The 22,394-nt window shown below is 55.4% G+C and carries 28 protein-coding genes; 18 read left to right on the plus strand and 10 right to left on the minus strand.

Annotated elements, in window-relative coordinates; genetic code table 11:
* Nucleotides 1-82: 82 nt before the first annotated feature.
* Nucleotides 83-811, minus strand: a complete 729-nt coding sequence (locus tag ACXZ66_RS04795; RefSeq protein ID WP_458750755.1) for a M23 family metallopeptidase — start codon at nt 809-811, stop codon at nt 83-85.
* Nucleotides 812-1,025: 214 nt separating this feature from the next.
* Here ACXZ66_RS04795 and ACXZ66_RS04800 point away from each other — a divergent pair, with 214 nt between their 5' ends.
* From ACXZ66_RS04800 to ACXZ66_RS04830, 7 genes are all read left to right on the plus strand, one after another.
* Nucleotides 1,026-2,534 carry a cell division protein PerM gene (locus ACXZ66_RS04800; protein WP_458750756.1) on the plus strand — a complete coding sequence of 503 codons (1,509 nt, stop codon included), beginning with the start codon at nt 1,026-1,028 and terminating at the stop codon, nt 2,532-2,534.
* 16 nt (nt 2,535-2,550) lie between these two features.
* Nucleotides 2,551-3,144, plus strand: coding sequence for a TetR/AcrR family transcriptional regulator (locus tag ACXZ66_RS04805; RefSeq protein WP_458750757.1), 594 nt, complete (start codon nt 2,551-2,553; stop codon nt 3,142-3,144).
* A gap of 292 nt (nt 3,145-3,436) precedes the next feature.
* Nucleotides 3,437-4,828 carry an MFS transporter gene (locus ACXZ66_RS04810; protein WP_458750758.1) on the plus strand — a complete coding sequence of 464 codons (1,392 nt, stop codon included), beginning with the start codon at nt 3,437-3,439 and terminating at the stop codon, nt 4,826-4,828.
* Nucleotides 4,829-4,934: 106 nt separating this feature from the next.
* Complete coding sequence (gene purN, locus ACXZ66_RS04815; RefSeq protein ID WP_458750759.1) at nt 4,935-5,534, plus strand: phosphoribosylglycinamide formyltransferase; 600 nt, start codon at nt 4,935-4,937, stop codon at nt 5,532-5,534.
* A gap of 4 nt (nt 5,535-5,538) precedes the next feature.
* Entirely contained in the window at nt 5,539-7,092 is a 1,554-nt protein-coding gene (gene purH / locus ACXZ66_RS04820; protein ID WP_458750760.1) for a bifunctional phosphoribosylaminoimidazolecarboxamide formyltransferase/IMP cyclohydrolase, read from the plus strand.
* Nucleotides 7,093-7,331: 239 nt separating this feature from the next.
* Nucleotides 7,332-7,898, plus strand: coding sequence for a hypothetical protein (locus tag ACXZ66_RS04825; RefSeq protein WP_458750761.1), 567 nt, complete (start codon nt 7,332-7,334; stop codon nt 7,896-7,898).
* Nucleotides 7,899-8,789 (plus strand): serine hydrolase, encoded by an 891-nt coding sequence (locus ACXZ66_RS04830; RefSeq protein WP_458750762.1) that lies wholly within the window; start codon nt 7,899-7,901, stop codon nt 8,787-8,789.
* Nucleotides 8,790-8,800: 11 nt separating this feature from the next.
* Here ACXZ66_RS04830 and ACXZ66_RS04835 read toward each other — a convergent pair whose 3' ends face one another.
* From ACXZ66_RS04835 to rpmB, 5 genes are all read right to left on the minus strand, one after another.
* Complete coding sequence (locus ACXZ66_RS04835) at nt 8,801-9,484, minus strand: TetR/AcrR family transcriptional regulator (RefSeq protein ID WP_458750763.1); 684 nt, start codon at nt 9,482-9,484, stop codon at nt 8,801-8,803.
* A 180-nt stretch (nt 9,485-9,664) separates the two neighbouring features.
* Nucleotides 9,665-9,913, minus strand: a complete 249-nt coding sequence (gene rpsR, locus ACXZ66_RS04840) for a 30S ribosomal protein S18 (protein ID WP_018297577.1) — start codon at nt 9,911-9,913, stop codon at nt 9,665-9,667.
* 15 nt (nt 9,914-9,928) lie between these two features.
* Nucleotides 9,929-10,234, minus strand: coding sequence for a 30S ribosomal protein S14 (rpsN, locus tag ACXZ66_RS04845; protein ID WP_018297576.1), 306 nt, complete (start codon nt 10,232-10,234; stop codon nt 9,929-9,931).
* Nucleotides 10,235-10,237: 3 nt separating this feature from the next.
* Nucleotides 10,238-10,402 carry a 50S ribosomal protein L33 gene (gene rpmG / locus ACXZ66_RS04850; protein ID WP_018297575.1) on the minus strand — a complete coding sequence of 55 codons (165 nt, stop codon included), beginning with the start codon at nt 10,400-10,402 and terminating at the stop codon, nt 10,238-10,240.
* A 3-nt stretch (nt 10,403-10,405) separates the two neighbouring features.
* Nucleotides 10,406-10,642 carry a 50S ribosomal protein L28 gene (rpmB, locus tag ACXZ66_RS04855; RefSeq protein ID WP_458750764.1) on the minus strand — a complete coding sequence of 79 codons (237 nt, stop codon included), beginning with the start codon at nt 10,640-10,642 and terminating at the stop codon, nt 10,406-10,408.
* Between the two features lie 521 nt (nt 10,643-11,163).
* Here rpmB and ACXZ66_RS04860 point away from each other — a divergent pair.
* From ACXZ66_RS04860 to ACXZ66_RS04880, 5 genes are all read left to right on the plus strand, one after another.
* A complete protein-coding gene (locus tag ACXZ66_RS04860; protein ID WP_018297569.1) occupies nt 11,164-11,433 on the plus strand; it encodes a type B 50S ribosomal protein L31 in 270 nt (89 codons plus the stop codon).
* Between the two features lie 42 nt (nt 11,434-11,475).
* Complete coding sequence (rpmF, locus tag ACXZ66_RS04865) at nt 11,476-11,649, plus strand: 50S ribosomal protein L32 (protein WP_458750765.1); 174 nt, start codon at nt 11,476-11,478, stop codon at nt 11,647-11,649.
* Between the two features lie 211 nt (nt 11,650-11,860).
* A complete protein-coding gene (locus tag ACXZ66_RS04870; protein WP_458750766.1) occupies nt 11,861-13,132 on the plus strand; it encodes a S1C family serine protease in 1,272 nt (423 codons plus the stop codon).
* Nucleotides 13,133-13,202: 70 nt separating this feature from the next.
* Nucleotides 13,203-13,766, plus strand: coding sequence for a MogA/MoaB family molybdenum cofactor biosynthesis protein (locus ACXZ66_RS04875; RefSeq protein WP_458750767.1), 564 nt, complete (start codon nt 13,203-13,205; stop codon nt 13,764-13,766).
* A 27-nt stretch (nt 13,767-13,793) separates the two neighbouring features.
* Nucleotides 13,794-14,036, plus strand: coding sequence for a hypothetical protein (locus ACXZ66_RS04880; RefSeq protein ID WP_458750768.1), 243 nt, complete (start codon nt 13,794-13,796; stop codon nt 14,034-14,036).
* Between the two features lie 123 nt (nt 14,037-14,159).
* Here ACXZ66_RS04880 and mscL read toward each other — a convergent pair whose 3' ends face one another.
* The 3 genes from mscL to ACXZ66_RS04895 all read right to left on the minus strand — a co-directional run bounded on the left by mscL (nt 14,160) and on the right by ACXZ66_RS04895 (nt 16,037).
* The gene (gene mscL, locus ACXZ66_RS04885) at nt 14,160-14,579 is read right to left on the minus strand and encodes a large conductance mechanosensitive channel protein MscL (RefSeq protein WP_458750769.1); all 420 of its coding nucleotides are present in this window, start codon (nt 14,577-14,579) and stop codon (nt 14,160-14,162) included.
* A gap of 115 nt (nt 14,580-14,694) precedes the next feature.
* Complete coding sequence (locus ACXZ66_RS04890; protein WP_458750770.1) at nt 14,695-15,390, minus strand: SAF domain-containing protein; 696 nt, start codon at nt 15,388-15,390, stop codon at nt 14,695-14,697.
* 47 nt (nt 15,391-15,437) lie between these two features.
* Nucleotides 15,438-16,037: a 5-formyltetrahydrofolate cyclo-ligase gene (locus tag ACXZ66_RS04895; RefSeq protein ID WP_458750771.1), complete on the minus strand. Its 600-nt coding sequence runs from the start codon at nt 16,035-16,037 to the stop codon at nt 15,438-15,440.
* Between the two features lie 62 nt (nt 16,038-16,099).
* On the opposite strand from ACXZ66_RS04895, the gene ACXZ66_RS04900 reads away from it, so the two are divergent.
* The 4 genes from ACXZ66_RS04900 (at nt 16,100) to sepX (ending at nt 20,572) form a co-directional block, all read left to right on the plus strand.
* On the plus strand, nt 16,100-17,044 hold the full coding sequence (locus ACXZ66_RS04900) for a UTP--glucose-1-phosphate uridylyltransferase (protein ID WP_458750772.1): 945 nt from the start codon (nt 16,100-16,102) through the stop codon (nt 17,042-17,044).
* 126 nt (nt 17,045-17,170) lie between these two features.
* Entirely contained in the window at nt 17,171-18,442 is a 1,272-nt protein-coding gene (gene glp / locus ACXZ66_RS04905; protein WP_458750773.1) for a molybdotransferase-like divisome protein Glp, read from the plus strand.
* A 4-nt stretch (nt 18,443-18,446) separates the two neighbouring features.
* Entirely contained in the window at nt 18,447-19,151 is a 705-nt protein-coding gene (locus tag ACXZ66_RS04910) for a GNAT family N-acetyltransferase (RefSeq protein ID WP_458750774.1), read from the plus strand.
* A 107-nt stretch (nt 19,152-19,258) separates the two neighbouring features.
* Complete coding sequence (gene sepX / locus ACXZ66_RS04915) at nt 19,259-20,572, plus strand: divisome protein SepX/GlpR (RefSeq protein WP_458750775.1); 1,314 nt, start codon at nt 19,259-19,261, stop codon at nt 20,570-20,572.
* On the opposite strand, the gene ACXZ66_RS04920 is transcribed toward sepX, so the two are convergent.
* On the minus strand, nt 20,569-21,204 hold the full coding sequence (locus tag ACXZ66_RS04920; protein WP_458750776.1) for a DNA-3-methyladenine glycosylase I: 636 nt from the start codon (nt 21,202-21,204) through the stop codon (nt 20,569-20,571). The two genes, sepX and ACXZ66_RS04920, sit on opposite strands and share 4 nt — an antisense overlap.
* A 91-nt stretch (nt 21,205-21,295) precedes the next feature.
* On the opposite strand from ACXZ66_RS04920, the gene ACXZ66_RS04925 reads away from it, so the two are divergent.
* Nucleotides 21,296-21,703: a DoxX family protein gene (locus ACXZ66_RS04925; RefSeq protein WP_458750777.1), complete on the plus strand. Its 408-nt coding sequence runs from the start codon at nt 21,296-21,298 to the stop codon at nt 21,701-21,703.
* A complete protein-coding gene (locus ACXZ66_RS04930) occupies nt 21,696-22,394 on the plus strand; it encodes a zf-HC2 domain-containing protein (RefSeq protein ID WP_458750778.1) in 699 nt (232 codons plus the stop codon). The genes ACXZ66_RS04925 and ACXZ66_RS04930 overlap by 8 nt, the downstream gene beginning before the upstream one ends.

Here is a 22,394-nt window from a genome sequence, read left to right on the forward strand (position 1 = left end):
CTGATTGACCGCTATAGGGATGCGAAAAACCGCACCACGCAAAGCGTGATGCGGTTTGAGGCAGAACTAGGAGCTTTAAGTATTACAGGGAGATACCGTGCTGTGCGAGCCAAGGCTGAGGATCAACTGGGCCTGAGCCGGCAGGGTGATACTCGAAATGAAGGTGGGAACCAGTCGATTGGCCCTCACTGCCCATGCCGGCAATCTGCTGGCCTGCGGTAACTGCTTGTCCAACGGCGACATTCAGGCTAGACATGTGGCCATATAGGGTGGTGGAGCCGTCCTCGTGAAGGATCTTGATCCAGTTGCCGTAACCGGACGCAGGGCCGGAGGCGGTCACAACGCCGTCCATTGCCGCGAGGATTGGGGTACCGATTGGTGCCGCGATGTCGATGCCCTGGTGGATGGTGCCCCAGCGTGGGCCGAAGCCCGAAGTGAAGGTGCCCTCGGCAGGCTTTACCACGGAAGGTGCGCGAGCCGCCAGATCGGCTTCAGCGCGGTCGTTAGAGGCAACGACAGCCTTTTCCAGCTGTTCGGAAACATTGGCGGTTGGCTTGTACTCAGAGATCGCAAGGATCTGAGGGGCCGACTCGGTTGCTTGCTCGACGATATCGGTGGAATCGTTACTGAGTGTGTAGTCAACGACCGACTCATCAGGGGTTGCCTGAAGGGTCGCGGCCGCCGCGCCACCGATGCCGGCAGTAGAAACTGCTCCGGTTGCTACAGCAACCAGCGCAACGCGGCCCTTGTTTGGGCTCTGCTTGCGGTGCTTGCCAACAACCGTGCCGGCGTTAAGTGTCGTAGTTCGCATGTAACCTCGTTTTGTCTGTCTACGATCACCGTTTCGTGTTGGGATCGTAACCATCTCGTTATCTGCCGAGACGTAACATTAGCGTTTCACTTCGGTGCGGGCAACTAAAATTGGCGAAATTGCTCTATTGCAAGTGTCTAAAGATTCGTTACAAGTCCTTCTTCGGTCGTGTCCCAGCACATCTTCGCCATTCTTCGTGGAACACTGAAAAGCGATGAGTAAGAAGTCCAGCCCTCGCTCCGGTTCCGTGCGGAAGTCGTCAACGCGTGCCCTTTCGGGGGTTCGGCGACCTCGTGTAAACGTGAATGCGCCGCAAAAGAAGAAGCCGGAAGCGCCGACGAATCAACGAGAGCGAATCCGCCATTATCTGCCAGTGGTATTAATTCCAAACACTGTAATTGTACTGGCTATTGTTGTATTTTCCTTCGCTGGTATTTTATTTTCCGGTGGAAAATTTTCGGCGTTGCCGGCTCTCATTGCTGAAACGTGGTTTGTTGTTCATCTTGTGCCCGTCACTTTTGATGGGGTCAACCTCGGAGTGCTGCCACTGTTGCCCGCGATGGGATTGGTCATCCTTTTGTCGCGGCGAATTCGTCGGGCAGTGAAAGATCGTGTGAGCGTGCTGGATCTGTATACCCTCACAGGTTTAGTGTGTGTGATTCCACTCACATTGACCGGAATTGCCTGGTTTATGGTCTGGGATGCCTCCCAGGTTTTTCCCGTTGAAGCTCCTTCTGCGATCACTGCAATAGTGCAAACCTTGATCATTCATCTTGCTGGTTTGGTCATAGGGATGGGTCCAACCCTATGGAAGTTGCTTGCTCGTAGGTCGGCTGTGCCGGAAGGGATTGTCACAGGTGCACAGATGGCCTCCAAGATTCTTGTACGGCTGACCCTCGTCGCTGGCGTTGTGTATTTGATCCTGCTCGGCATTGGGCATGTGCGCCTCGGGGAGGTCCTTGCTGCATATCCCATTCTGTCGACCGCTGGGGGAGTCGGGCTGTTTGTGGCGTGCCTGCTGTATCTGCCGAACGCCGCGATTGGGACGCTGTCGGTATTGCTCGGTGGCGACATTTCGATCGGGGCAGGTCAAGTCAGTCTTTTTTCAATTGACCTTGTCCCGCTGCCAGTCTTCCCACTTTTTGCAGCTATTCCAGGTGCAGTGGCATCATGGGCCCCAGCACTGATGCTGATTCCTCTGGCAGTGTTGATTCATTTCGTGGCAAAGCGGTCGTGGGATCCCATATCTGCCGCAAGCACGGCGGTGTTTGCTGGTATCTGGGCATTCCTGCTTGCATACCTGGCATCCGGGGAGCTGGGAGGCTATGGATACGCCGGCCCGACTGCTTGGCTCATGGCGTTGCTGATGATTGTGTGGGTGGGAATAGTTGTGTTCGCCGCCTGGGGAGTGGCCAAGGTACGGAATCGACCACCTAGCACTCCAGAAGTCTCTGAAGAGGGAGAAAAGGAAGAGCAGGAAGAGATTTCAGTAAGTACTACGGAGAATCGTGTGGACCGCGGTGCCCCTGTCGGTGTCCAACCGGACAGTAATACCCAGGAAAACGAAGTTTCCGATGTCGAAGAGCAACCCGCGCCAGTTGAAAACACTGAAGGGGAAGATGACGTGCAATCGGACACCCCAGAGGTCCCAGAGGCTCAAGAGGTGCCAGAGGCTCCAGAAGCTCCTGATGAATCGGATCCCGAACCTACGCAAAGCAATTAGTGGGAACTCGTGAGTAATGGCGTCGCGTAAAGAGGCGAAGGACCAGCGTCGGAAAGAACTTCTTGTTGCTGCAGCCGAGATTATGGCATTGAAGGGGTTCGGGCAGACGCGTTTCGACGACGTCGGGGCGGCCGTAGGAATTTCTGGGCCCGGGCTGTATCGCTATTTCTCCAGCAAGGGAGACTTACTCGCGGAAATGCTCATCGAGATTTCGGAGCGATTGCTGGAAACCTCCCGCGAGATTGTCTCATCGGCCCAGTCTGCAGGTGTCGAACCGAATGAGGTTCTGGCCAGGCTCGTTGAATTTCATGTTGATTTCGCAATCAACGAGCCAAATCTTATCCGCGTTCAACAGCGTGAAATGGTGCATCTGGAGAAAGATGCGTCAGACAAGGTGCGCTCACTGCAACGTGCATATTTGAGGCTGTGGTCGGATTCGCTGCTGGCTGTCCTTCCCTCACTCGGCCGAAAGAAGGCCCGACTGCGTGTTCAGCTGGCGTCCGGATTGGTCACGTCCTCCCAATTTGTCATTCACTGGGCGGGAGAAGACCTTGTTCGGGGACAGGCGACATGCATGGCTATGTGCGCATTGCTTGCCGACGAGGCCTAATTCTTTTATGTAGACCATTTAATCTGCCGGTCTTACTTTCAGTTGGAAATCCTGCGAAGCACCCCCTTTGCATAAGTTTCAGTTAGTAATAAATAACTCAATTTTCTTTAAAAACAGCATGTAAATGGCATTTCATGAACGGGGTAGTTCAAAAGGTGTATAGGAATTGGTCATGGATATCCCCTGTTTGGCTAATGAATCAGCTGATATAAATAGGGCTACATTGTGATGTAGGACATAGACCTTAATGGTCTGGCGCGCATCCCCACTCCCATCGAAAGTTGAGAACCGCATGTCAGTGAAGTCCATGGCTAAAACCGCTTCACCGGACCTAGTCCGTACTGAAGGCTGGAAGTCGCCCAAGCACCGTCGATCCGTCTTCGCGGTCGTCGCGATCATTTTCACCGCAATGGTGTTCGACGGTTACGACATTGTCGTTTACGGCGCTATTTTGCCATCCTTACTCGCAGACCCTTCCCACATTGGCCAACTTACTCCGACCGTTGCCGGAAGCCTCGGTTCCTACACCATGATCGGTATCTTCATCGGAGCACTTGGCGCAGGCGCAATCGGTGATCGGATTGGGCGCCGGAAGATGATGATCGTCGCCCTTGTCTGGTTCTCGATTGGCATGGCAATGGGTGCGATGGCCACGTCGATTGCATTCTTCGGCGCGACCCGCTTTTTCACCGGCCTGGCTCTCGGCGTGATTACCGCCGGAGGTGGCGCGGTTATCGCGGAGTTCGCGCCGGCGCATCGTCGTAACTTGTTCAATGCCATCGGCTATACCGGTGTCCCAATCGGTGGTGTGATTGCTTCGTTCTTTGCACTCTGGTTCGAGGACTCCATTGGCTGGCGCGGGCTCTTCCTTATCGGCGCGACACCATTGCTGTTCCTGGTTCCCCTTGCCATCCTTTTCCTGCCTGAATCTCCACGGTGGTTAGTCGCAGTGGGCAAGCTCGGCCGCGCCGAAGAGATTTGTCAGAAGTATGACCTGCCGACCGATAAGTTCATTCGAGTCGAATCTGCCGAGGATACAACCGTGGACAAAACGGCAGAAGTAGATACAAAGAAACAAAAGCTCGGTATGGCTGCGATCTTTTCCAAGGAATTTGTGGTTGCAACACTGCTCATCGGTTCAATGAGTTTCATCGCGATTATGGCGACGTACGGATTGAACACCTGGCTGCCGCAGATTATGCAGATTAACGGCATGTCCTCGGACGCATCGCTTTACTCGTTGGTTGCGCTCAATGGCGGTGCTGCCCTTGGTGTGCTCGTTGCCGCGAAAATTGCCGACATGATCGGTCCGAAGCCAGTGATCATCACCACCTTTACTATCGCAGCCCTGTGCCTATTCGCTATGCCATATCTCACGTCAGCACCGGTGATGTACGCCGCCATCGCGGTTACTGGATTGGGCGTGATGGGTACACAGATTCTGATTTATGGTTTGACGGCGAATCACTTCCCAACGCGAGCTCGCCAGGCAGGTGTGGCTTGGGCAGCTGGCTTTGGACGCCTTGGCGGTATCCTTGGCCCGTTGCTCGGCGGCATCATCATCTCGCTCGGTTTGGGCACCTCCGACGCCTTCCTCGTCTTCGCAGTTACCGCGGTGATCGGTGCCATCTGCACAGTTATATTAAGGACAAAGAAGCATACCGTTGTGAAGAGCTCAGGCTAAAAGCTAGAAATCAAGACAGGCTGCTGCACACAAGGTGCGGCAGCTTTCTTGTCGTAAAGCGAGCCTCTCCTTACCCGCTTTTACCAGTGAGCATGGCCGAAGGGCTATGCTTAGGACCGTGACTAGCCAGCAAGGAATATCCGTAACCGCATTGGTTTCCGGTTCAGGAACTCTCCTGCAGTCCATTTTGGATAACCAGGATTCCCACTATCACGTGGATCTCGTGGTCGCGGACGTGAACTGTCCCGCTCTCGAGAGGGCACAGCGCGCAGGGGTTCCAACCCGCGTTGTTGAATTGAACCAGGATCGAGATGCGTGGAACGTCACTCTCGCAAATGCCGTCGCTGAAGCCGACCCTGACATAGTTGTGTCAGCAGGTTTCATGAGGATCTTGGGGGAGGGGTTTCTCTCCCAGTTTGAAGGTCGGACGATTAATACCCATCCGGCTCTACTTCCGTCTTTCCCTGGTGCCCATGCTGTGCGCGATGCTCTCGCGTACGGGGTGAAGGTCACCGGCTCGACGGTACACTTCGTGGATAAGGGCGTCGACACCGGCGAAATTATCGCGCAACGTGCCGTTGATGTACTGGAAGACGATGATCAAGCCTCGCTGCACGAGCGCATCAAAGTTGTGGAGCGTGAGCTGATCGTTGAGGTCCTTCGCTCTGCCGAGATTTCACCCACCGATAGGAAGGTTAAGTTTTAATCCCATGAGCCAAAACCGCACTCCGATTAAACGCGCACTGATTAGTGTCTACGACAAGACCGGTCTTGAAGAACTTGCACAGGCACTCGGTGAGGCAGGTGTTGAGATCGTTTCTACCGGCTCGACCGCTGCTCGTATCGCCGCCGCCGGTGTGCAGGTTACTCAGGTTGAGGAACTGACCGGATTCCCAGAATGCCTCGAAGGCCGTGTGAAAACGCTGCACCCACGCGTGCACGCAGGTATCCTCGCCGACACCCGCAAGCCAGACCACTTGGAGCAGCTCAAGGAGCTCGAGGTTGAGCCTTTCCAGCTGGTAGTGGTGAACCTATACCCATTCGCTGAGACCGTCGCATCGGGCGCAAGCTTCGACGAGTGTGTCGAGCAGATTGATATCGGCGGCCCGTCGATGGTGCGCGCTGCCGCGAAGAACCACCCGTCGGTTGCCGTTGTGACCTCGCCTGCGCGTTATGACGATGTCATCACCGCTGTGAAGGAGGGCGGCTTCGACCTGGACCAGCGTCGTCGTCTAGCGCTCGAGGCATTCCGCCACACCGCAAGCTATGACGTTGCGGTTGCATCGTGGTTGGGCGACCAGCTTGACGACGATTCCTGGACTGGATTCACTTTCGATCATGCAACCCCGCTGCGCTACGGTGAGAACCCGCATCAGGCAGCGAAGCTATTCTCCGATGGCACCGGCCTGGCTGGTGCGACCCAGCACAACGGTAAGGAAATGTCTTACAACAACTACCAGGACGCGGATGCTGCATGGCGCGCTGCCTGGGACCATGACCGTGCCTGCGTTGCCATTATCAAGCACGCAAACCCTTGTGGCATCGGCGTCTCCGATGAATCGATCGCAGCTGCTCACAAGAAGGCTCACGCCTGTGACCCAATGAGTGCCTACGGCGGTGTGATTGCGTCGAACCGTGAGGTGACCAAGGAGCTCGCAGAGCAGATCAAGCCTATCTTCACCGAGGTCATCATTGCGCCTTCCTACGAAGAAGGCGCGATTGAGATCCTGCAGGAGAAGAAGAACCTGCGCGTTCTCGAAGCTGAGGCGCCTGAGCGCACCGGCAACGAGATCAAGCAGATCTCCGGTGGTCTGTTGGTCCAGGAGCGCGACTTCCTGCAGGCTGACGGCGACAAGGCTGAGAACTGGGAGCTCGTGACTGGCGAGGCAGTTTCAGAGGATGTCCTGGCGGACCTGCAGTTCGCATGGAACTCAATTCGCTGTGTGAAGTCCAACGCGATCCTGATTGCTAAGGACGGCGCTACCGTTGGCGTGGGCATGGGTCAGGTTAACCGCGTTGACTCCGCAAAGCTTGCAGTTGATCGTGCGAACACTCTCGACGAGGGCCGTAACCGCACTAACGGAGCAGTTGCAGCCTCGGATGCATTCTTCCCATTCGCCGATGGATTCCAGGTCCTGGCGGACGCAGGTGTTACTGCAGTTGTGCAGCCTGGTGGTTCCATCCGCGACGAGGAAGTGATTGCGGCTGCGAAGGAAGCTGGCGTGACCATGTACCTGAGCGGTACTCGTCACTTTGCTCACTAAATTATTGGCAGAATGAGTCGTGCCCGGCACCTTTTTGGTGTCGGGCACGACTTTTGCGCGGGGCAGAAAGCCCACGATATGTCCTCAGCCTGCGACCCGGAATGGGGTAAGAAACAGGATTCTGAGTCAATGTTCTCCAACTTGCTTGATGTTGCGCACTTTCCTGCGACAATGGTTTTCAAAATTGACAGTATTTATGAATACATTGTCAAAAGTTAAGTATGGAGGGGATGGGGAACGTGACAAGCGGTAATTCGCAGGGGGAGTGGAACCAAGGGGAGTGGAACCAGCAACCGTATGCGCAACAGCAATACGCGCAGCAGCCGTACTCCTACGAACCTCCGCGTCAGAGGCGCAACGGGGCCGTTATCGGTCTGATCATTGTTCTCATCGTGCTTGTGCTCGTCCTAGCAGGAATCCTGGTGTATTGGCTGACGAACAACCAATCAGGCGGAAGGGGCGCAGAGGGAACTTCGACGGGCACCTCGACTGTAGTCGTGATAGAAACCGCGGAGCCAATGGCACCAGAATCTGCTCCATCGCACGCTCCTGCACCGGCAGAGCCAGCGTTACCCGGCGGTTCGTTGAACAGTGCGTGGGCGGGCACTAGCGTTACTAGTGCACCATTCGTCGAAAATGTGCGTCGGGAATATGTCGCCTACCGCAACAGCACTGGAAACGTCAGCGGAAACATTAACGTCTATTCTTCGACGACCGGCCGAAACTACAACATGAGCTGTGTCGCCTCGGGGAATAACATTCGGTGCTCCGGCGGAAATAACGCAGTCGTCTACATCGGTAATTAAATGAAACGGAGTGGGGGATTTTTTCTCGTCGTCACGCTCGCCTTGAGCGGATGCTCGAGGCTCCAGCCTGACAGCGAATCGGCGGATGTTACCGAGTACGTCACGATTACGACTACTCCACGTGCTGCGCCCGAGCCGGTGCCGTCAGCGAGCACCGAAACTAGCACCGAATCGGGCGAGGTCGGAATCGACGATGCCGACCTAAGCGCGATCGTAGATCGAGCAGTAGCGGTCCATGGTGGCAGTGCTGCGATCGCTATATCGAATGGTCAATCAGTCGCTGTTGGAGGTAGTGACCTCGATGCGCCTGCATGGTCGACGATCAAGGTCCCGCTGGCGCTAGCTGCCCTGAGAGACAACCCTGCGCAATACGATAACGCTGTTGCTGCGATCACGGAGTCGAATAATAGCGCCGCGAGTGCCCTCTGGGAATCGCTGGGGACACCCAGTCAGGCGGCGCTAAGCGTTGAATCAGTCCTCTCCGAAGCGGGTTCGCCAATTGCGGTGAACACAGAAGTACTCCGACCAGAGTTCTCGGTTTTCGGGCAAACGCTGTGGTCGACCACGGAGCAAGCCACTTTTGCAGCGAACCTGGCATGTGTGCGGGGAGCGGACCGCATCATCGAATTGATGGGCAACATCGATGCCTCTCAGAACTATGGATTGACCCAGCTCGCTGGTGCCAGCTCTAAAAGTGGGTGGGGCCCGAATGAAGCGGGCGCCTACGATGTCCGGCAGTTAGCATTGATCTCTAATTCGTCGGGCACCCTCGGAGTGGCTCTCACCGCTTCACCAGGCACGGGCACTTACGAAGCCGCACAGTCAATGTCGACCCAACTAGCGCAGGAGCTGGTTGGAATAATTGATCAACATACCGCCGGAAAGTGCTAAACCAGCACTGGCTACTTCGCTGCGGAAGTCGCATCGACCTTTTGAATCAGTTGCTTGGTCTGTTCGATGTGGTCTTCGGGGACCTGCGCGTCCAAGGCTTCTAGAACTGCGTCGGCAAGCATAATCGAGTAAGGCGGAAGTTCAGTCTCGTCCTTGCTAAACGGAGCCGTGCCGGTGTTGTCGCGCATTTCCACAGCAATGAGCGCCATGTGGAAGGGGAGGACCGTCCGGGGATCATCAGGTCCCACGATTTCCGCTGCTAAGGACTGGAAGATTTCTTCGAGTGCTTGGCGCGATTCGTGGAACTCAGCGAACTCCTCGGAAGTAGCAATTGGCAACTGGTACAAGCGACCAATGTTCCAGTTGCTAATGAGCAAGCTGCGCGACTGTGCAGCTACAAGGGCCCACAATTTCATTGCAGGTGAGGCATCCGACTCTGCGAAGTCTTCTGCCATCCTCAGGGCCGGCTCCACGGTCTCCTTCAGCAGGGTCAAGAAGATTTCTGCCTTGGAGGGGAAGTGGTAATACAGTGAAGCCTGCCTAATACCCACGGCCTCAGCAATCTGGTGCGTGGAGGTAGTTGAGAAGCCTTGAGTTGTGAATAGCTCAGATGCAGCATCGAGAATCTCGTCTCGAGCTGTCTTGCCTTTACGGCGGGGCCCGCTCTTGCGCGGGCGACCTACTGCACCAGCCATTGCTACCTTTCGTTAAAGATATTTTTCTATAGACCGAAAGATACACCGTTTTTGACGCAATTGGAAAAGCTGCCCCCAAAAGTGCTTAAACCAAATAAAACACCCGTGTCACACCCGAAGGAATCGGGGGTGACACGGGTGATTCTCGAACTCTTGCTGCTATCGTCCGAACAACCGTGTTTAGCGGCTGGTGAACGGCAGGAGAGCCATTTCGCGTGCGTTCTTCACAGCGGTAGCTACCTGGCGCTGCTGCTGTGGCGTCAGGCCAGTGACGCGACGGGAACGGATCTTGTGGCGATCAGAGATGAACAGACGAAGGGTCTTGATGTCCTTGTAGTCCACCTTCTCAATGCCTTCGGCCTTGAGCGGGTTCTTCTTTGGGCGACGGGACTGCTCAACCCGTGGCTTGCGGTTATTAGTGCGCTTCATTTCAGCAGTTCTCCCTTACCACGAAGACTTACGAACGCCTGGCAGCTCACCGCGGTGAGCCATGCCACGCATGCGGACACGGGACAAACCGAACTTACGGAGGTAACCACGTGGGCGACCGTCCTGTGCGTCACGGTTACGGACACGAGCAGCGGAGGCGTCGCGTGGCTGCTTGTTCAGTTCGAACTGTGCATCCAAGCGGTCTTCGTCAGACGTGTTTGGGTTCTTGATGATTGCCTTGAGTTCAGCGCGACGCTCTGCGTAACGAGCGACAATCTCCTTGCGCTGCTCATTCTTGGCGATTTTAGACTTCTTAGCCATAAATTATCGCTCCTCGCGGAATTCGACGTGCTTCTTAGCAATCGGATCGTACTTCTTCAAAGAGATACGGTCCGGGTTATTGCGCTTGTTCTTACGGGTTACGTAGGTGTAACCGGTGCCCTCAGTGCTCTTGAGCTTGATGATAGGGCGGATGTCATTACGTGCCATCTGTTAGATCTTCTCCCCACGGGCGCGGATCTTGGCAACAACGGACTCGATGCCGTCGCGGTCAATGATCTTAAGACCCTTAGTAGATACGGTCAGGGTGATGGTACGGCCCTCGGAGGGCAGGTAAAACCGCTTACGCTGCACGTTGGGGTTCCAACGGCGCGAGGTGCGGCGGTGCGAGTGCGAGACGGTTTTGCCGAATTGCGGCTTCCGTCCCGTGACCTGGCAAATAGCCGACATGGGTGTGCTTCTTTCTCCTTGCCGCCCACGACATGGCTAAAACCATTGATGTGACTCCGCACTTGGAAGGTGAGGATTTGACCGGATGTGAGGTTGGCCAAAAGTCCAAGGGTGTCACTGGTAGCCGGTTGACGGGGCGTAAAACGTGTACTTCGACAACAGCGAGTGTCAATGCTACCTGGGTGTGCCTATAATTCCTAATCGCCTGTTCACGCGTTAGTCATGGAGCTAGGAGGCTTTCATTTCAAATGGCCTAGCAAAGTATTCTAACCGTATTTAATAGGGCATAAAGATCCAAGTCGGCTGCCGTAGGGAGGGGATTTCGGAAAATGGTGCCTGACCTGTAAAATAGGTCAGGTTGTCCGCCTCGATTGGGCTTTCGTCTGGGAAAATCTCTGTGATCGCATCCCGTCGGCGCTGGATAAGAGTACATTTTCGCACCCAACTCGGGCACGATCCCTGGACGTTATACAAGGCCTTGGAACCGACCCGATGTTCAATCCTGAGGGAAACGAATACATATGAAGAAAGATATCCACCCAGACTACCGCCCGGTAGTCTTCCAGGACGCTGGTACCGGTTTCCAGTTCCTGACCCGTTCGACCGTTGAGTCCGACCGCACCGTCGAGTTCGAGGGCAATGAGTACCCACTCATCGTCGTCGATGTCACCTCTGAATCTCACCCATTCTGGACCGGCGCACAGCGCGTTATGGACACCGCTGGTCGTGTCGAGAAGTTCAACCGCCGTTTTGGTGGCATGGCTCGTCGCAAGAAGAAGTCCGCAGAGTAAAACACTCGCACCTAAATATAGGTCGAAGGAGGAGAAACAGATATGGCAACCCCAAAGTTTAAGATGTCCCGGTCCAACACCCGCCACCGCCGTTCGCAGTGGAAGGCTGATAACACTCAGCTGCAGGAAGTGAAGATCGACGGCCAGACCGTACGTATCCCACGCCGTCTGGTGAAGGCTGCAAAGCTTGGCCTGGTCGACGTTGAGCAGTTCTAAGCTTGACTAGATTTCAGCTGCATTAACAGCATAAAAAATCCCCGGTTCTTCGGAACCGGGGATTTTTGTCGTTTGCGTGTTGTTACGATGTACTAGTAGACCAACTAGTAAATTGCCAGCGCATGCCACACAGGAAACTTGCAGGTATTCACTAGTAATCCAGATTGTGGACCCAAGATTTTTTCAGAGCACTGGAGCATAATTTTCAATCATGAACAGCCCCGATAATGGTGAGAATAATCCTCAACAACCTAATCAGCCGAATCAATCGAATCAGCCGCGGTCCGGATATCCATATGGCAACCCGAATAGTGGGCAGTCGCCGTATGGAACCAGCAACTCGCAGGGTGCTTCGGGTTTTGGAGGAACCCAAACCTTTCAGACCAATGAGCAGGTGAAGCCCGTGAAGGAAAAGCGCCAGTTAGGCACTGGGTCAGTCGTCGCAATTGCGCTGGTTGCTTCGCTGGTTGCCGGTGGTGTATCCGGCTACGTAGCTGGCAACGCGTCAAGTAAGACTGAGTCCTACAGCTCACTGGACAGCCCGAGTGTCTCTTCGGCTACACCTGCCGCTGAAGGTTCTGTTGAAGCCGTCGCGGAGCAGGTTTTGCCTGCGGTTGTCTCAATTCAGGTTGCAACCAGATCGGGTGGTTCAGAAGGTTCCGGTTCGATCATTTCCTCGGATGGAATGATTTTGACCAACCACCATGTCGTGGCTGAGGCAGCGAACGGCCAGGGTGAAATGCAGGTCACACTCAACAACGGTGAAAAGCACAGTGCGAAGTTCGTGGCTTCTGACGTCAATACAGACATTGCTCTTATCAAGATCGATGGAGTCTCCAACCTTCCAGTTCTTAACTTTGGCGATTCTTCGGAGCTGCATGTTGGGCAGGAAGTTGTCGCGGTTGGTTCGCCATTGGGCCTTTCTGCAACAGTAACTTCTGGCATTGTTTCGGCACTTGATCGTCCAGTTCGTGCTTCGCAGGGCGGAGGAGAGAGCTCTCTAATCGATGCGATTCAGACCGATGCCGCAATCAACCCTGGTAACTCCGGTGGTCCACTTGTAGATATGAACGGCAATCTTATCGGTATGAACTCGGTGATTGCTTCTTTGTCGACGACTTCGGAGTCTTCCGGATCGATTGGCTTGGGCTTTGCTATTCCGTCGAATTTCGCAAAACGAGTAGCTGACCAGTTGGTCAACACAGGAAAGGCAACCCAGCCGATGCTGGGAGTCCAGGTTGATGTGCAAAGTACGGAAGACGGCGCCTTGATTATGGGAGTTGAGTCTGGTGGCCCAGCCGACAAAGCGGGCCTTCGTGAAGGCGATGTGGTCACAAAACTCAACGAGCGCACGATCCAATCTGCAGACGATTTGATCGCCGCAGCTAGGTCGCACCAATTTGGGGAAACAGTCACCCTAGAAGTTCACCCCCGAAACTCGGGAGAGACTCGAACAGTAGATGTAACCCTAAGTTCCGAGTAAATTACTACAAGAAGACGATTTTAAAATCTTCCCATCAGTCGGTGGGAGGATTCGATTTGAGGAGACCCGAATGGCTGATTCTCTTGACTCATTAGAGCTTGAAGAGCCAGATGATGCTTATCTAATGGCAGCTGAGCGGGAAGCCGTTTTACCACCGGTTAGGCGTGCTCTCATTGTTTTGATCTCGGACCATCGCTATGAATCAGATAGCGATGACACTGGCCGATTGGTTGGTGAGCTCGCTGTCGAGGCTGGATTTACGGTGGACGGAATTGTTCGCGTTAAGTCGAAGAAGTCCGATATTCGCAAGGCAATAGAAACCGCTGTTGTGGGTGGGGTCGATCTTGTACTTACCGTCGGCGCTACAGGCGTTGGCGCTCGCGACCGTGCTCCAGAAGCAACACGCACTGTCATTGACCAGCTTGTTCCTGGCGTGGCCCAAGCGATCCGCTCTTCAGGTCAGGCTTGTGGCGCAATCGATGCCTCTACGTCACGGGGCATCTGCGGTGTCTCCGGTTCGACGGTAGTTGTTAACCTTGCTTCTTCGCGCCTCGCAGTTCGAGACGGTATGGCTACAGTTGCACCGTTGGTAAATCATCTAGTCGGAGACCTGCAAAAGTACAGTGTGCAATAAAGACAATGAGTAGGTAGGTGAATCGCAATGGGGCAAGGATCTCGTCCGCGTCGCCGAGTGGAGAAGCGCTCCGCTGCGCCTAATTACGATCGCACAATGGATGCTCCCGGGGTGATGGGAAACCAGTCGTCGAAAAGTGCAGACGAGGCCCGCTCGGTCGACTTTGATGGTGAATCAGAGCCTGACGTCAACGGGGATGCGGGCGACCAGAATGACCAAGAACATAAGTCGAAGGAATCCTACCTTAACGAGCAGCCACCGCACTATTAAGCCTTAATGCTTGGCCCAAAAGTCTCAGACATAAAAAATGCCTCGCACCTAAACCTCTAAAAGATACGTAGAGGTTATGGTGCGAGGTGTCTTTGTTTCTCGCGAGAAAGAGGAGACCGAGTACTACTCGGTAACGCGAGGTGCCTGACCCTTTTCTGCCTGGAGCAGATCGCGGATCTCTGCGAGCAGCTCGACGTCGGTCGGGGTCTCCTCGTGCGGATCGAGGCCCTTGCGGCGCATCTGTGCTTCATTTGCCTTGTTCATTGGCATCACGATGGCAAAGTAGACAACCGCTGCAACCAAGATGAAGTTGATGAAGGCGGTGATAACAGCGCCAAAGTCAACAAAGGTTGCTTCATTGCCCTGAATTACGTGGATACCAAGACCCGAGAAGTCAGCACCGCCGAGCGCAGAAATCAGCGGATTGATGATGTAGGTAGAGAATGCGGTGACAACCGCTGTGAACGCAGCGCCGATGACAACACCAACCGCGAGGTCGATGACATTGCCGCGCATAATGAATTCTTTAAAGCCTTTTAACATAGAAGTCTCCTTCAATGAGGTTTCAACAACGAAGTCAGTCGTGCGCAGTCAGTGCCGGACGCACGCGACGACTGCACATTACTATGGCTATTTCTTTACGTAAAGTGGACATGGCCTAATTTTTGGCACGAGAACCGGTGAGAATCACCGTCAGAGGACTTGTGAGCGACGCAGCTGCAACAGCATTTGCCATCGCTTCGGGGAGTAAAACTAAGACAGTTTCCGCATTCGTCGTTCCAGTTTCTCCGGCAAAAACAACGCGACCACCAGTAGCAATGGTGTCAGAGGTGCCATTGTGGCTATTGGTAGAGACAATATTGACCACGTCCCCTTGGTGGAGGAGCGGAATAATGTCAGGCTCCGCTAATTTGATGGGCACCATGGAGTGGCTGCCCGCATCAAATTCCTCTGTGATGTGTGTCACATATGCTGCGGAGTATTCTTCTCCGAGGAGCTGCACGCTCGTAAGAAACTGGCCTTCGGTGCCGTGCGTTGCTGCAACCTTGCCCACCGCATCGTCGATAAGCGTCACTGCATCCTTCGGTACTAAGTGCTCGGGAACCTGTGTGAGACGAACATCGTGTTCGCTTAACACCGTGCCGACCTCAACCGGGGCCGCAAACGTGACTACTGACGGGTCGCGGGAAAAGGTTGACGTGGCAAAGCTCAGCATTGCGATGATGGCTAACGCGCCGGCGAGCACTCGGCGCAGGATGAGGGTGCGTTGATAGCCGGGGGTGCGCAGGGACTCTAATGCGCTGGAGGCTGAGGGGAAGATAGAGCTGCGTTGCGAAGGTTTCTTAGGGCCCATACCCGTTTAGACTGCGCAGGCGCGTGCATGGTTCCAAACGAATCGAATTAGCTATGTGCGATGGTGGTGAGCCCACGATTAGTAATGACGATGTCCATGGGCACATCGTGGGCGTTAGCTGGGACTTCTGGGAGAAACTCGTTGTGGTACAACATGCCGACCAGTGGGACTTTGCCACGAATCTTTTCTAGGGCGCGGTCGTAGTAGCCGGCACCTTTCCCGAGGCGGTTGCCCTTTTTGTCGATGGCCGTGGCAGGAACGAATACGGCATCACAGGTTAACAATAGATTCGAGTTGTATCGCGGACCCGTGGGCTGCCAAATTCCCAGAGCGCCACTGGCAAGGTCAGTTCGCCCACGGTAGCGAGACCACTTGAGGGATCCGTCGTCTTTGGTGATGGGCAGAAAGATCTCTGTGGCTTGGGAAGCAAGAGCTTCGAGAAAGAGCGTGCTGCCGGGCTCATCCGGGAGAGGGGAATAGGCGGCGACCCTGGGCTGTGGGTTAGACAGGGCGCGGACGAAGGTTGCAGCGAAAGCAACGATTGTCGCGTCAGCGCGCTTTTTTACCTCGGGAGTGGAGACGAGCTGACGCCGTTGCGCGACAACGCTCTCTCGAATTGCGACTTTTTGGTCCTCAGAGGTGCTCATATCCCTAACCTTAGTGGGGTAGTGACCATAAATGGATTCTTCGACCGGTAGAGTGGGATTTTATGCGGAACTCGACCGAAAACCTTGCCAACGGCGTCCGAACAGTTGTTGTCCCTGCCGCGGGTCTGGGAACGCGTTTCCTTCCCGCGACCAAGACGGTGCCGAAGGAACTGCTGCCCGTTGTGGACACACCTGGTATTGAACTGATCGCAGAGGAGGCGGCCCATCTCGGGGCCCAGCGCCTTGCGATTATTACTGCACCCTCCAAGGGCGAGGTGATGCGCCATTTTGAAGAGTTTCCAGAACTTACAGCAACTCTTGCCGCACGCGGAAAATATGACTTGGTAGAGAAAGTCGAGCGCGCAGCAAAGCTGATTAACGCAGTCTCGGTAACCCAGGATGAGCCCCTTGGTCTTGGCCACGCTGTTGGGCTAGCCGAAGAAGTCCTTGAACCCGATGAAGACGTCGTTGCAGTGATGCTTCCCGACGATCTAGTGCTGCCCATTGGCGTGATGGAGAAAATGGCCACTGTCCGCAATGAATTGGGCGGCTCGGTGCTGTGCGCGTTTAATGTGTCACGAGAAGAAGTGTTCAACTACGGTGTTTTCGACGTTGAAGAGGTCGATGAGGAATGCTCATTGCCTGAGGGCAGCGTAAAGCGCGTGCTGGGAATGGTTGAAAAGCCAGAACCAGAAGATGCTCCTTCCACCCTTGTCGCAGCAGGGCGCTACCTGTTGGACCGTGAGATTTTCTCTGCGCTGAAGCGAATCGAGCCCGGTAAGGGTGGCGAGCTCCAGCTCACGGACGCGATCGAGCTGATGATCCAGGAAGGGCACCCAGTTCATATCGTGATCCACGAAGGCAAGCGCCACGACCTGGGTAACCCGGCCGGATATATTCCTGCCAATGTTGATTTTGGGTTGCGTGACCCTAAGTACGCTCCGGCCATCTACAAGTCTGTGAAGCAACTTCTCGAGGCATATGAGGCAGAAAATCCCGATCGCTAAAAGGTCTGTGGGTAAGCTCGTCTAGAGTCCCCGTTAGAAGCTGGGGTTTAAACCTAGGATTGATTTCATCCGGCCACAAAGCCGTTCAAAAGGGATGAAAGGGCCAGAAGGGAAAAGGAGCAATCTGTGCGCAGCGTTGAAGACCAGATAGCCATCGTGGTGGATGCCGCCCCGATTCCTGAACCTGTCCGCATCGGAATCACTGATGCTCTCGGGATGATGAGTGCGGAGGAAGTCGTCGCAACGCGTTCTGTGCCCGGCTTTGCACAAGCAGTGGTTGATGGATATGCGGTCCGCTCCGTTGACCTTGGGGGAACCCAGGGCATTTCTAATAAGAACGCTGCGAAGGAAGAAGTTCCGCCGGCGGAGCGCTCGTTTCCGGTCGTCGGCGAGGTTGCTGCCGGCTCGCAGAAGCCGTTAAGGTTGCAGCCTCGGCAGGCAGTGCGGGTGGCCACGGGAGCACCGATTCCAACGCTTGCCGACGCGGTGTTGCCTCTTGAGTGGTCCGATCGGGGGAAGAAACGGGTCACCGCGACCCGCCCCGTGCAAACGGGCGATTTCATTCGTAAAGAGGGCGCCGATATTCAACCCGGTGACGTTGCGGTAACTTCTGGGGCGGTCCTTGGGCCAGCGCAGATCGGGTTGTTGGCTGCAGCAGGCCGAGACAAAGTGCTGGTCTATCCGCGCCCGCGCGTCACCGTGCTGTCCTTTGGTCTTGAATTGGTCGATATTGATCGCGATCCCGGTCTTGGTCAAGTCTTTGACGTGAACTCCTACGCGCTTGCCGCGGCCGCGAAAGAAGCCGGTGCCGATGTGCACCGCGTCGGAATTGCCAATGCTGAGCCGCGTCGCCTCCGCGAGATCATCAATAATGAGGTCGCACGCAGCGAAATGTTGGTCATTACCGGAGCTGTAGGTGGATCCGGTGCCGAGGCTATTCAAAAGGTGCTCTCTGAGTTGGGCGATATTGATACCACTCGAGTAGCTATGCACCCCGGTTCAACCCAAGGATTCGGCCTGCTCGGGGAAGACCGAGTTCCTGTGTTCCTCTTGCCATCGAATCCGGTGAGCGCACTTGTTGTGTTCGATGTGATCGTACGTCCAGCAATCCGCACCTCGCTGGGGAAGCGCGTTGCGCAGCGGCGCAGCGTGCAGGCTCGCGCACTGGGTCACATTGCGTCCATTCCCGGGCGCCGCGGATATATCCGGGCTCGCCTTATGCGTGACGCAGACACCCAAGATTACCTGGTCGAGGGGCTTTCGGGCACCGATGGTGCACCGGCACACTTGCTTGCAGGTCTGGCGGAAGCGAACGCTTTGATCAGGATCCCTGAAGACGTAGTTGAAGTCCGTCCAGGTGATGTTGTCGACGTGCTGTTTATTCAGCAGCGGTCGTGACCCGATGCTTAATGCTTTTGGAATGGGTTCACGGCGCACAGCCGCACCCGCAACAGGCCAACGCGACATCATCCATCCCGGATGGCCAGAATCCACCAGAACAGTGGAATTACCCACCGGCGATAAACTGCGTCTCCGCCCACTACTCTCCAGCGACGGGAAAGCATGGAGCGAGCTACGCATCTTAGATAAGCAATGGCTGAAACCTGTCGAACCGACAACTCACGGGACGTGGGAGCAGGCACATTCACCGACGAGCTGGCGAACCAACTTTCGCAATCTCCGTGTCATGGCGCGCCAAAGTACCGTGGTTCCGTTTGTCATTGAATTAAATGGCAAGTTTGCAGGCCAGCTCACCATGGGCAACATTCAACATGGTTCCATCAGTGAAGCCTGGATTGGTTATTGGGTGGCCTCGGGCGCAATGGGCAAGGGGGTGGCTACGGCGGCGTGCGCGTTGGGCACGGATCATGCGTTTAGCCGCATTGGCTTGCATCGGCTCACGGCGACGTTCTTGCCCAATAACCCGGCTTCTGGGCGGGTATTGGAGTTAAATGGATATCGCCGAGAGGGTTTTTTACGGAAAAACCTTCACATTGATGGACAATGGCAGGACCACTACTTAGTAGCTCAGAATATTGATGATTTTGCTGATACAGCAGTGGCCCGTCTGATGCGTGATGGGCGGATCAGTCGGATTAAAATATAAAGTATTCCTTGAGACTGCAGTCGGCGTGGCAGGTTTATCGGCTCCGTCTTGCTGGATACGCTAAGTGGCAGATTTTATAAACTCGCAGTGAGAAAGGTGACGTGGACGTGGACGGCACTCTTGTAATCGTCCTCATCGTGGTGGTGTGGATTTTCGTACTGGCGCCACTAGTGCTGGGGCGAAACAATAAACCAATCCGCAAATCCGGCGAGGCTTATGACGAAACCCGAGTCTTGCACCAAGGCGGATCGGAGCCAGTGGCTGCGCGTCGACGTCCGAAACTGACAGCCAATGACGTGCATCGTTACGGTAGTGACGATGCCGCAGACCTCGAGGTGGTCAGTGTCGTCGATGCCGTCGAGGATCCAGCAGGTGACCGGGTAGAGGACACGGTGCTTATCGACGACACAAAGCCCAACCACTTCCGCGAGTTCTCTGCTAAGAATTTGAGCCGAGACGACCAACCCGAAACTGTGGTGACGGTTAAGACTCCTGCACCAAAAGTAGCAACCGAAGAAGCCCCAGTTGCTCATGCTGAACCTGCAGCGCTAGTTGAGGGCGAGGTAGTCAGTGAAGATCCACCGGCCGAAGTTGATGCCAACGAATCAGAAGCAGACACTTCAGAATCCGTTGCAGAGTCCGTTGCCCATATCGCTCCGGAGCGCTTCACCGAGTGGGACGAGGAACCAGAATCCGTCTACCCAATGGACGATTCCTACTTAGGCGTAGACGACGTTGCCTACTCCGCTTCTAACACCACCGTTGTGTCGCTGATCGATGACGCAGATTCGGCAGCAGACTCAGCAGACTCAGAAAGCTCAGAGAACTTAGTTGATCAAGCTGATGCCACCGATAAGGATTCCTCGGTAAACAGCAGCGAAGCGGAGCTTGCTGAAGAAGCTACCGACGACGAAGATGCCAATGCAGAACTAACCGAGGAAGAACTCGAGTTCGCCAAAGCGCGCCGTGGCCGGGGTGGCTGGGACCCTGAGTCCGACGAGACCTACAAGCTCGACCGCTACCAACGTCGCCAGCGCACCTTTATCGGGCTGTGTGTCGTGCTTGTGCTCACCGTTGTCCTTGGCATCTTTGTCGGTGGCTGGGCCTGGACCGCCCCAGTAATCGTCGTCGGTCTTATCGTCTGGTACCTCGTCGCACTGCGCAGCCTCGTGCGTAAGGAACGCGCCCTGCGCGCTCGACGCGTGCGCCAGCTGCGTCGCGCTCGCCTTGGCGTGAAGAGCTCGGACGCCCAAGCTCCCGTACCACGTGAGCTGCGCCGCCCCGGAGCGATCATCCTCGAGGCCGACGACGAGTCCCCAGATTTCGATCACCTCCCGATGACCTACGGGCAGTTCGAGGAAACCGACGGCGCAGAGGATTCCGTGCCAACTGTACCCACTAACAGCCGCCGCGCAGGCTAAATCGAGCCTGCCGCAGGCTCCGACCACACCCTCGACGAACCACGGCGCCACGATCCCAGAAGATGCGTATCGACGATGCCAATTACCTGCATTAACGCAAAGCAGGTAGTGGGACCGACAAAGGAGAAACCGCGCTGCTTCAAATCCTTGGCTAACGCCCGAGATTCTGCAGTGGCGGCCGGGATTTCTTCGAAGGCCTCCGGCTGCGGTGTGTGTTTCGGCTGATACGACCAGATCAGTTGTGCAAGCCCTCCACCTGCTGATTCATCCCCGCGCAGAGCAATCGTTGCCTGCGCGTTTGTGATTACTGCTTGCAGTTTGCGCCGATTCCGGATCAGCCCATCGTCGTCAAGCAAATGCTCAATGCTCTCCATGACCGCGACCTTGTCCGGTGCAAACTCGTAGAAGGCGCCCCGCAGCGCCTCCCGTTTCAAAAGGACGGTGCGCCAGGACAACCCTGCCTGAAATCCTTGGAGGCAAAGCTGTTCGAAGACACCTTGTTCATCGCGGACGGGCATGCCCCATTCCGTGTCGTAGTAGTCGCGCAATATGGGTTCGGGGGCGGCCCATGCGGGACGGGCGAGTCCATCGCTGCCAATGACGAGGCCAGAATCTGTTGTTTTTAGTTCCATACGTTCTTAGACTGCGCGGAGGACCGGATGGTTCCCTCTAAACGCTAGTTGGTGAAGAAGGAATGGGAGTGGGCAGGGTAGTCTATCAACCATGAACAGGCCCGTGGTTCGCGATTTCACTCTGCTCCTTGTGCGTATTGTGCTCGGCGTGGTGTTTGTTGCACGTGGATATCAACACTGGTTCGTCGACGGAATTGCCAATGTCGCAGCTCAGTTCGGGGCCTGGAATATTCCACAGGCGAAATTCTCGGCCTACCTTGCCTCCAGCGTGGAATTAATTGGTGGCGCGCTGTTGATCATCGGACTAATGACTACGGTTGTGGCGGGTTTACTCCTGCTCCAGGTCGCGCTGGCACTGTATTTTGTCCACGTGAATAATGGCTTCTTCGTGGAGGCAGGCGGTATTGAATATCCTGCTGTTTTGTTGATTGCGCTGCTCGTAGTGGTCGTATTCGGTGCTGGGCGTGCAAGCTTAGATGAGGTGCTCAACCGTGCTTGACCATAAGGATGTCCAACAGGCTCTCTCTGCTCGACTTGATGGAGAGCCAACAGGGTACGACGATGCCGTGATTGACGCGCACTTGGCCACATGCGAGGAATGCCAAGCATTCTGGGACAAGGCAGTCTCGTTGTCACGGACCCTGTCCTATGTGGAAGTGGATGGAGGGATGGCACCTCCTGAGAACTTAACGCAATCCATCGTGGCAGGCGTGGAGCCGGAATGGCGCAAGCACGCACGCCGGCGCATAGTCGGGTTGTCCATTGGTCGAATCGCGTTGGTCATCGCGGCTATCTTGCACGTGATTTGGGCGGTGCAATTGGTCATTGATTCGGGCACCCTTGTGGTTACAGGTCCCGTCGGTCCGGGCGCTGATGTGTCTGCAGATCCTGCGTATGCGGCACTTTTGATCCAATCTGCGGCTGTGCGTTTCGCGTTCGCACTAGCTTTTGGCTTCAGTGCCTGGCGTCCATCGAGTATCCCGGGAATTTTGCTGATTACCGGATCCGTCTTCGCCTTCTCCGTGGGATTTGCCGTGCGCGACTGGGTTCTGCTTGGCAGCGCGGACAATTGGGGCGGAATGTGGACCCTGTTTTTCGCCTGCGCTGCTTTGGTGTGGACCTGGGTCGCTGACCGCGGCATTGAGGTGCGCCGTGCGTGGAAATCACTCAACGCACAGCCGACTTCATAG

The sequence above is a fragment of the Corynebacterium sp. S7 genome (assembly GCF_054401105.1).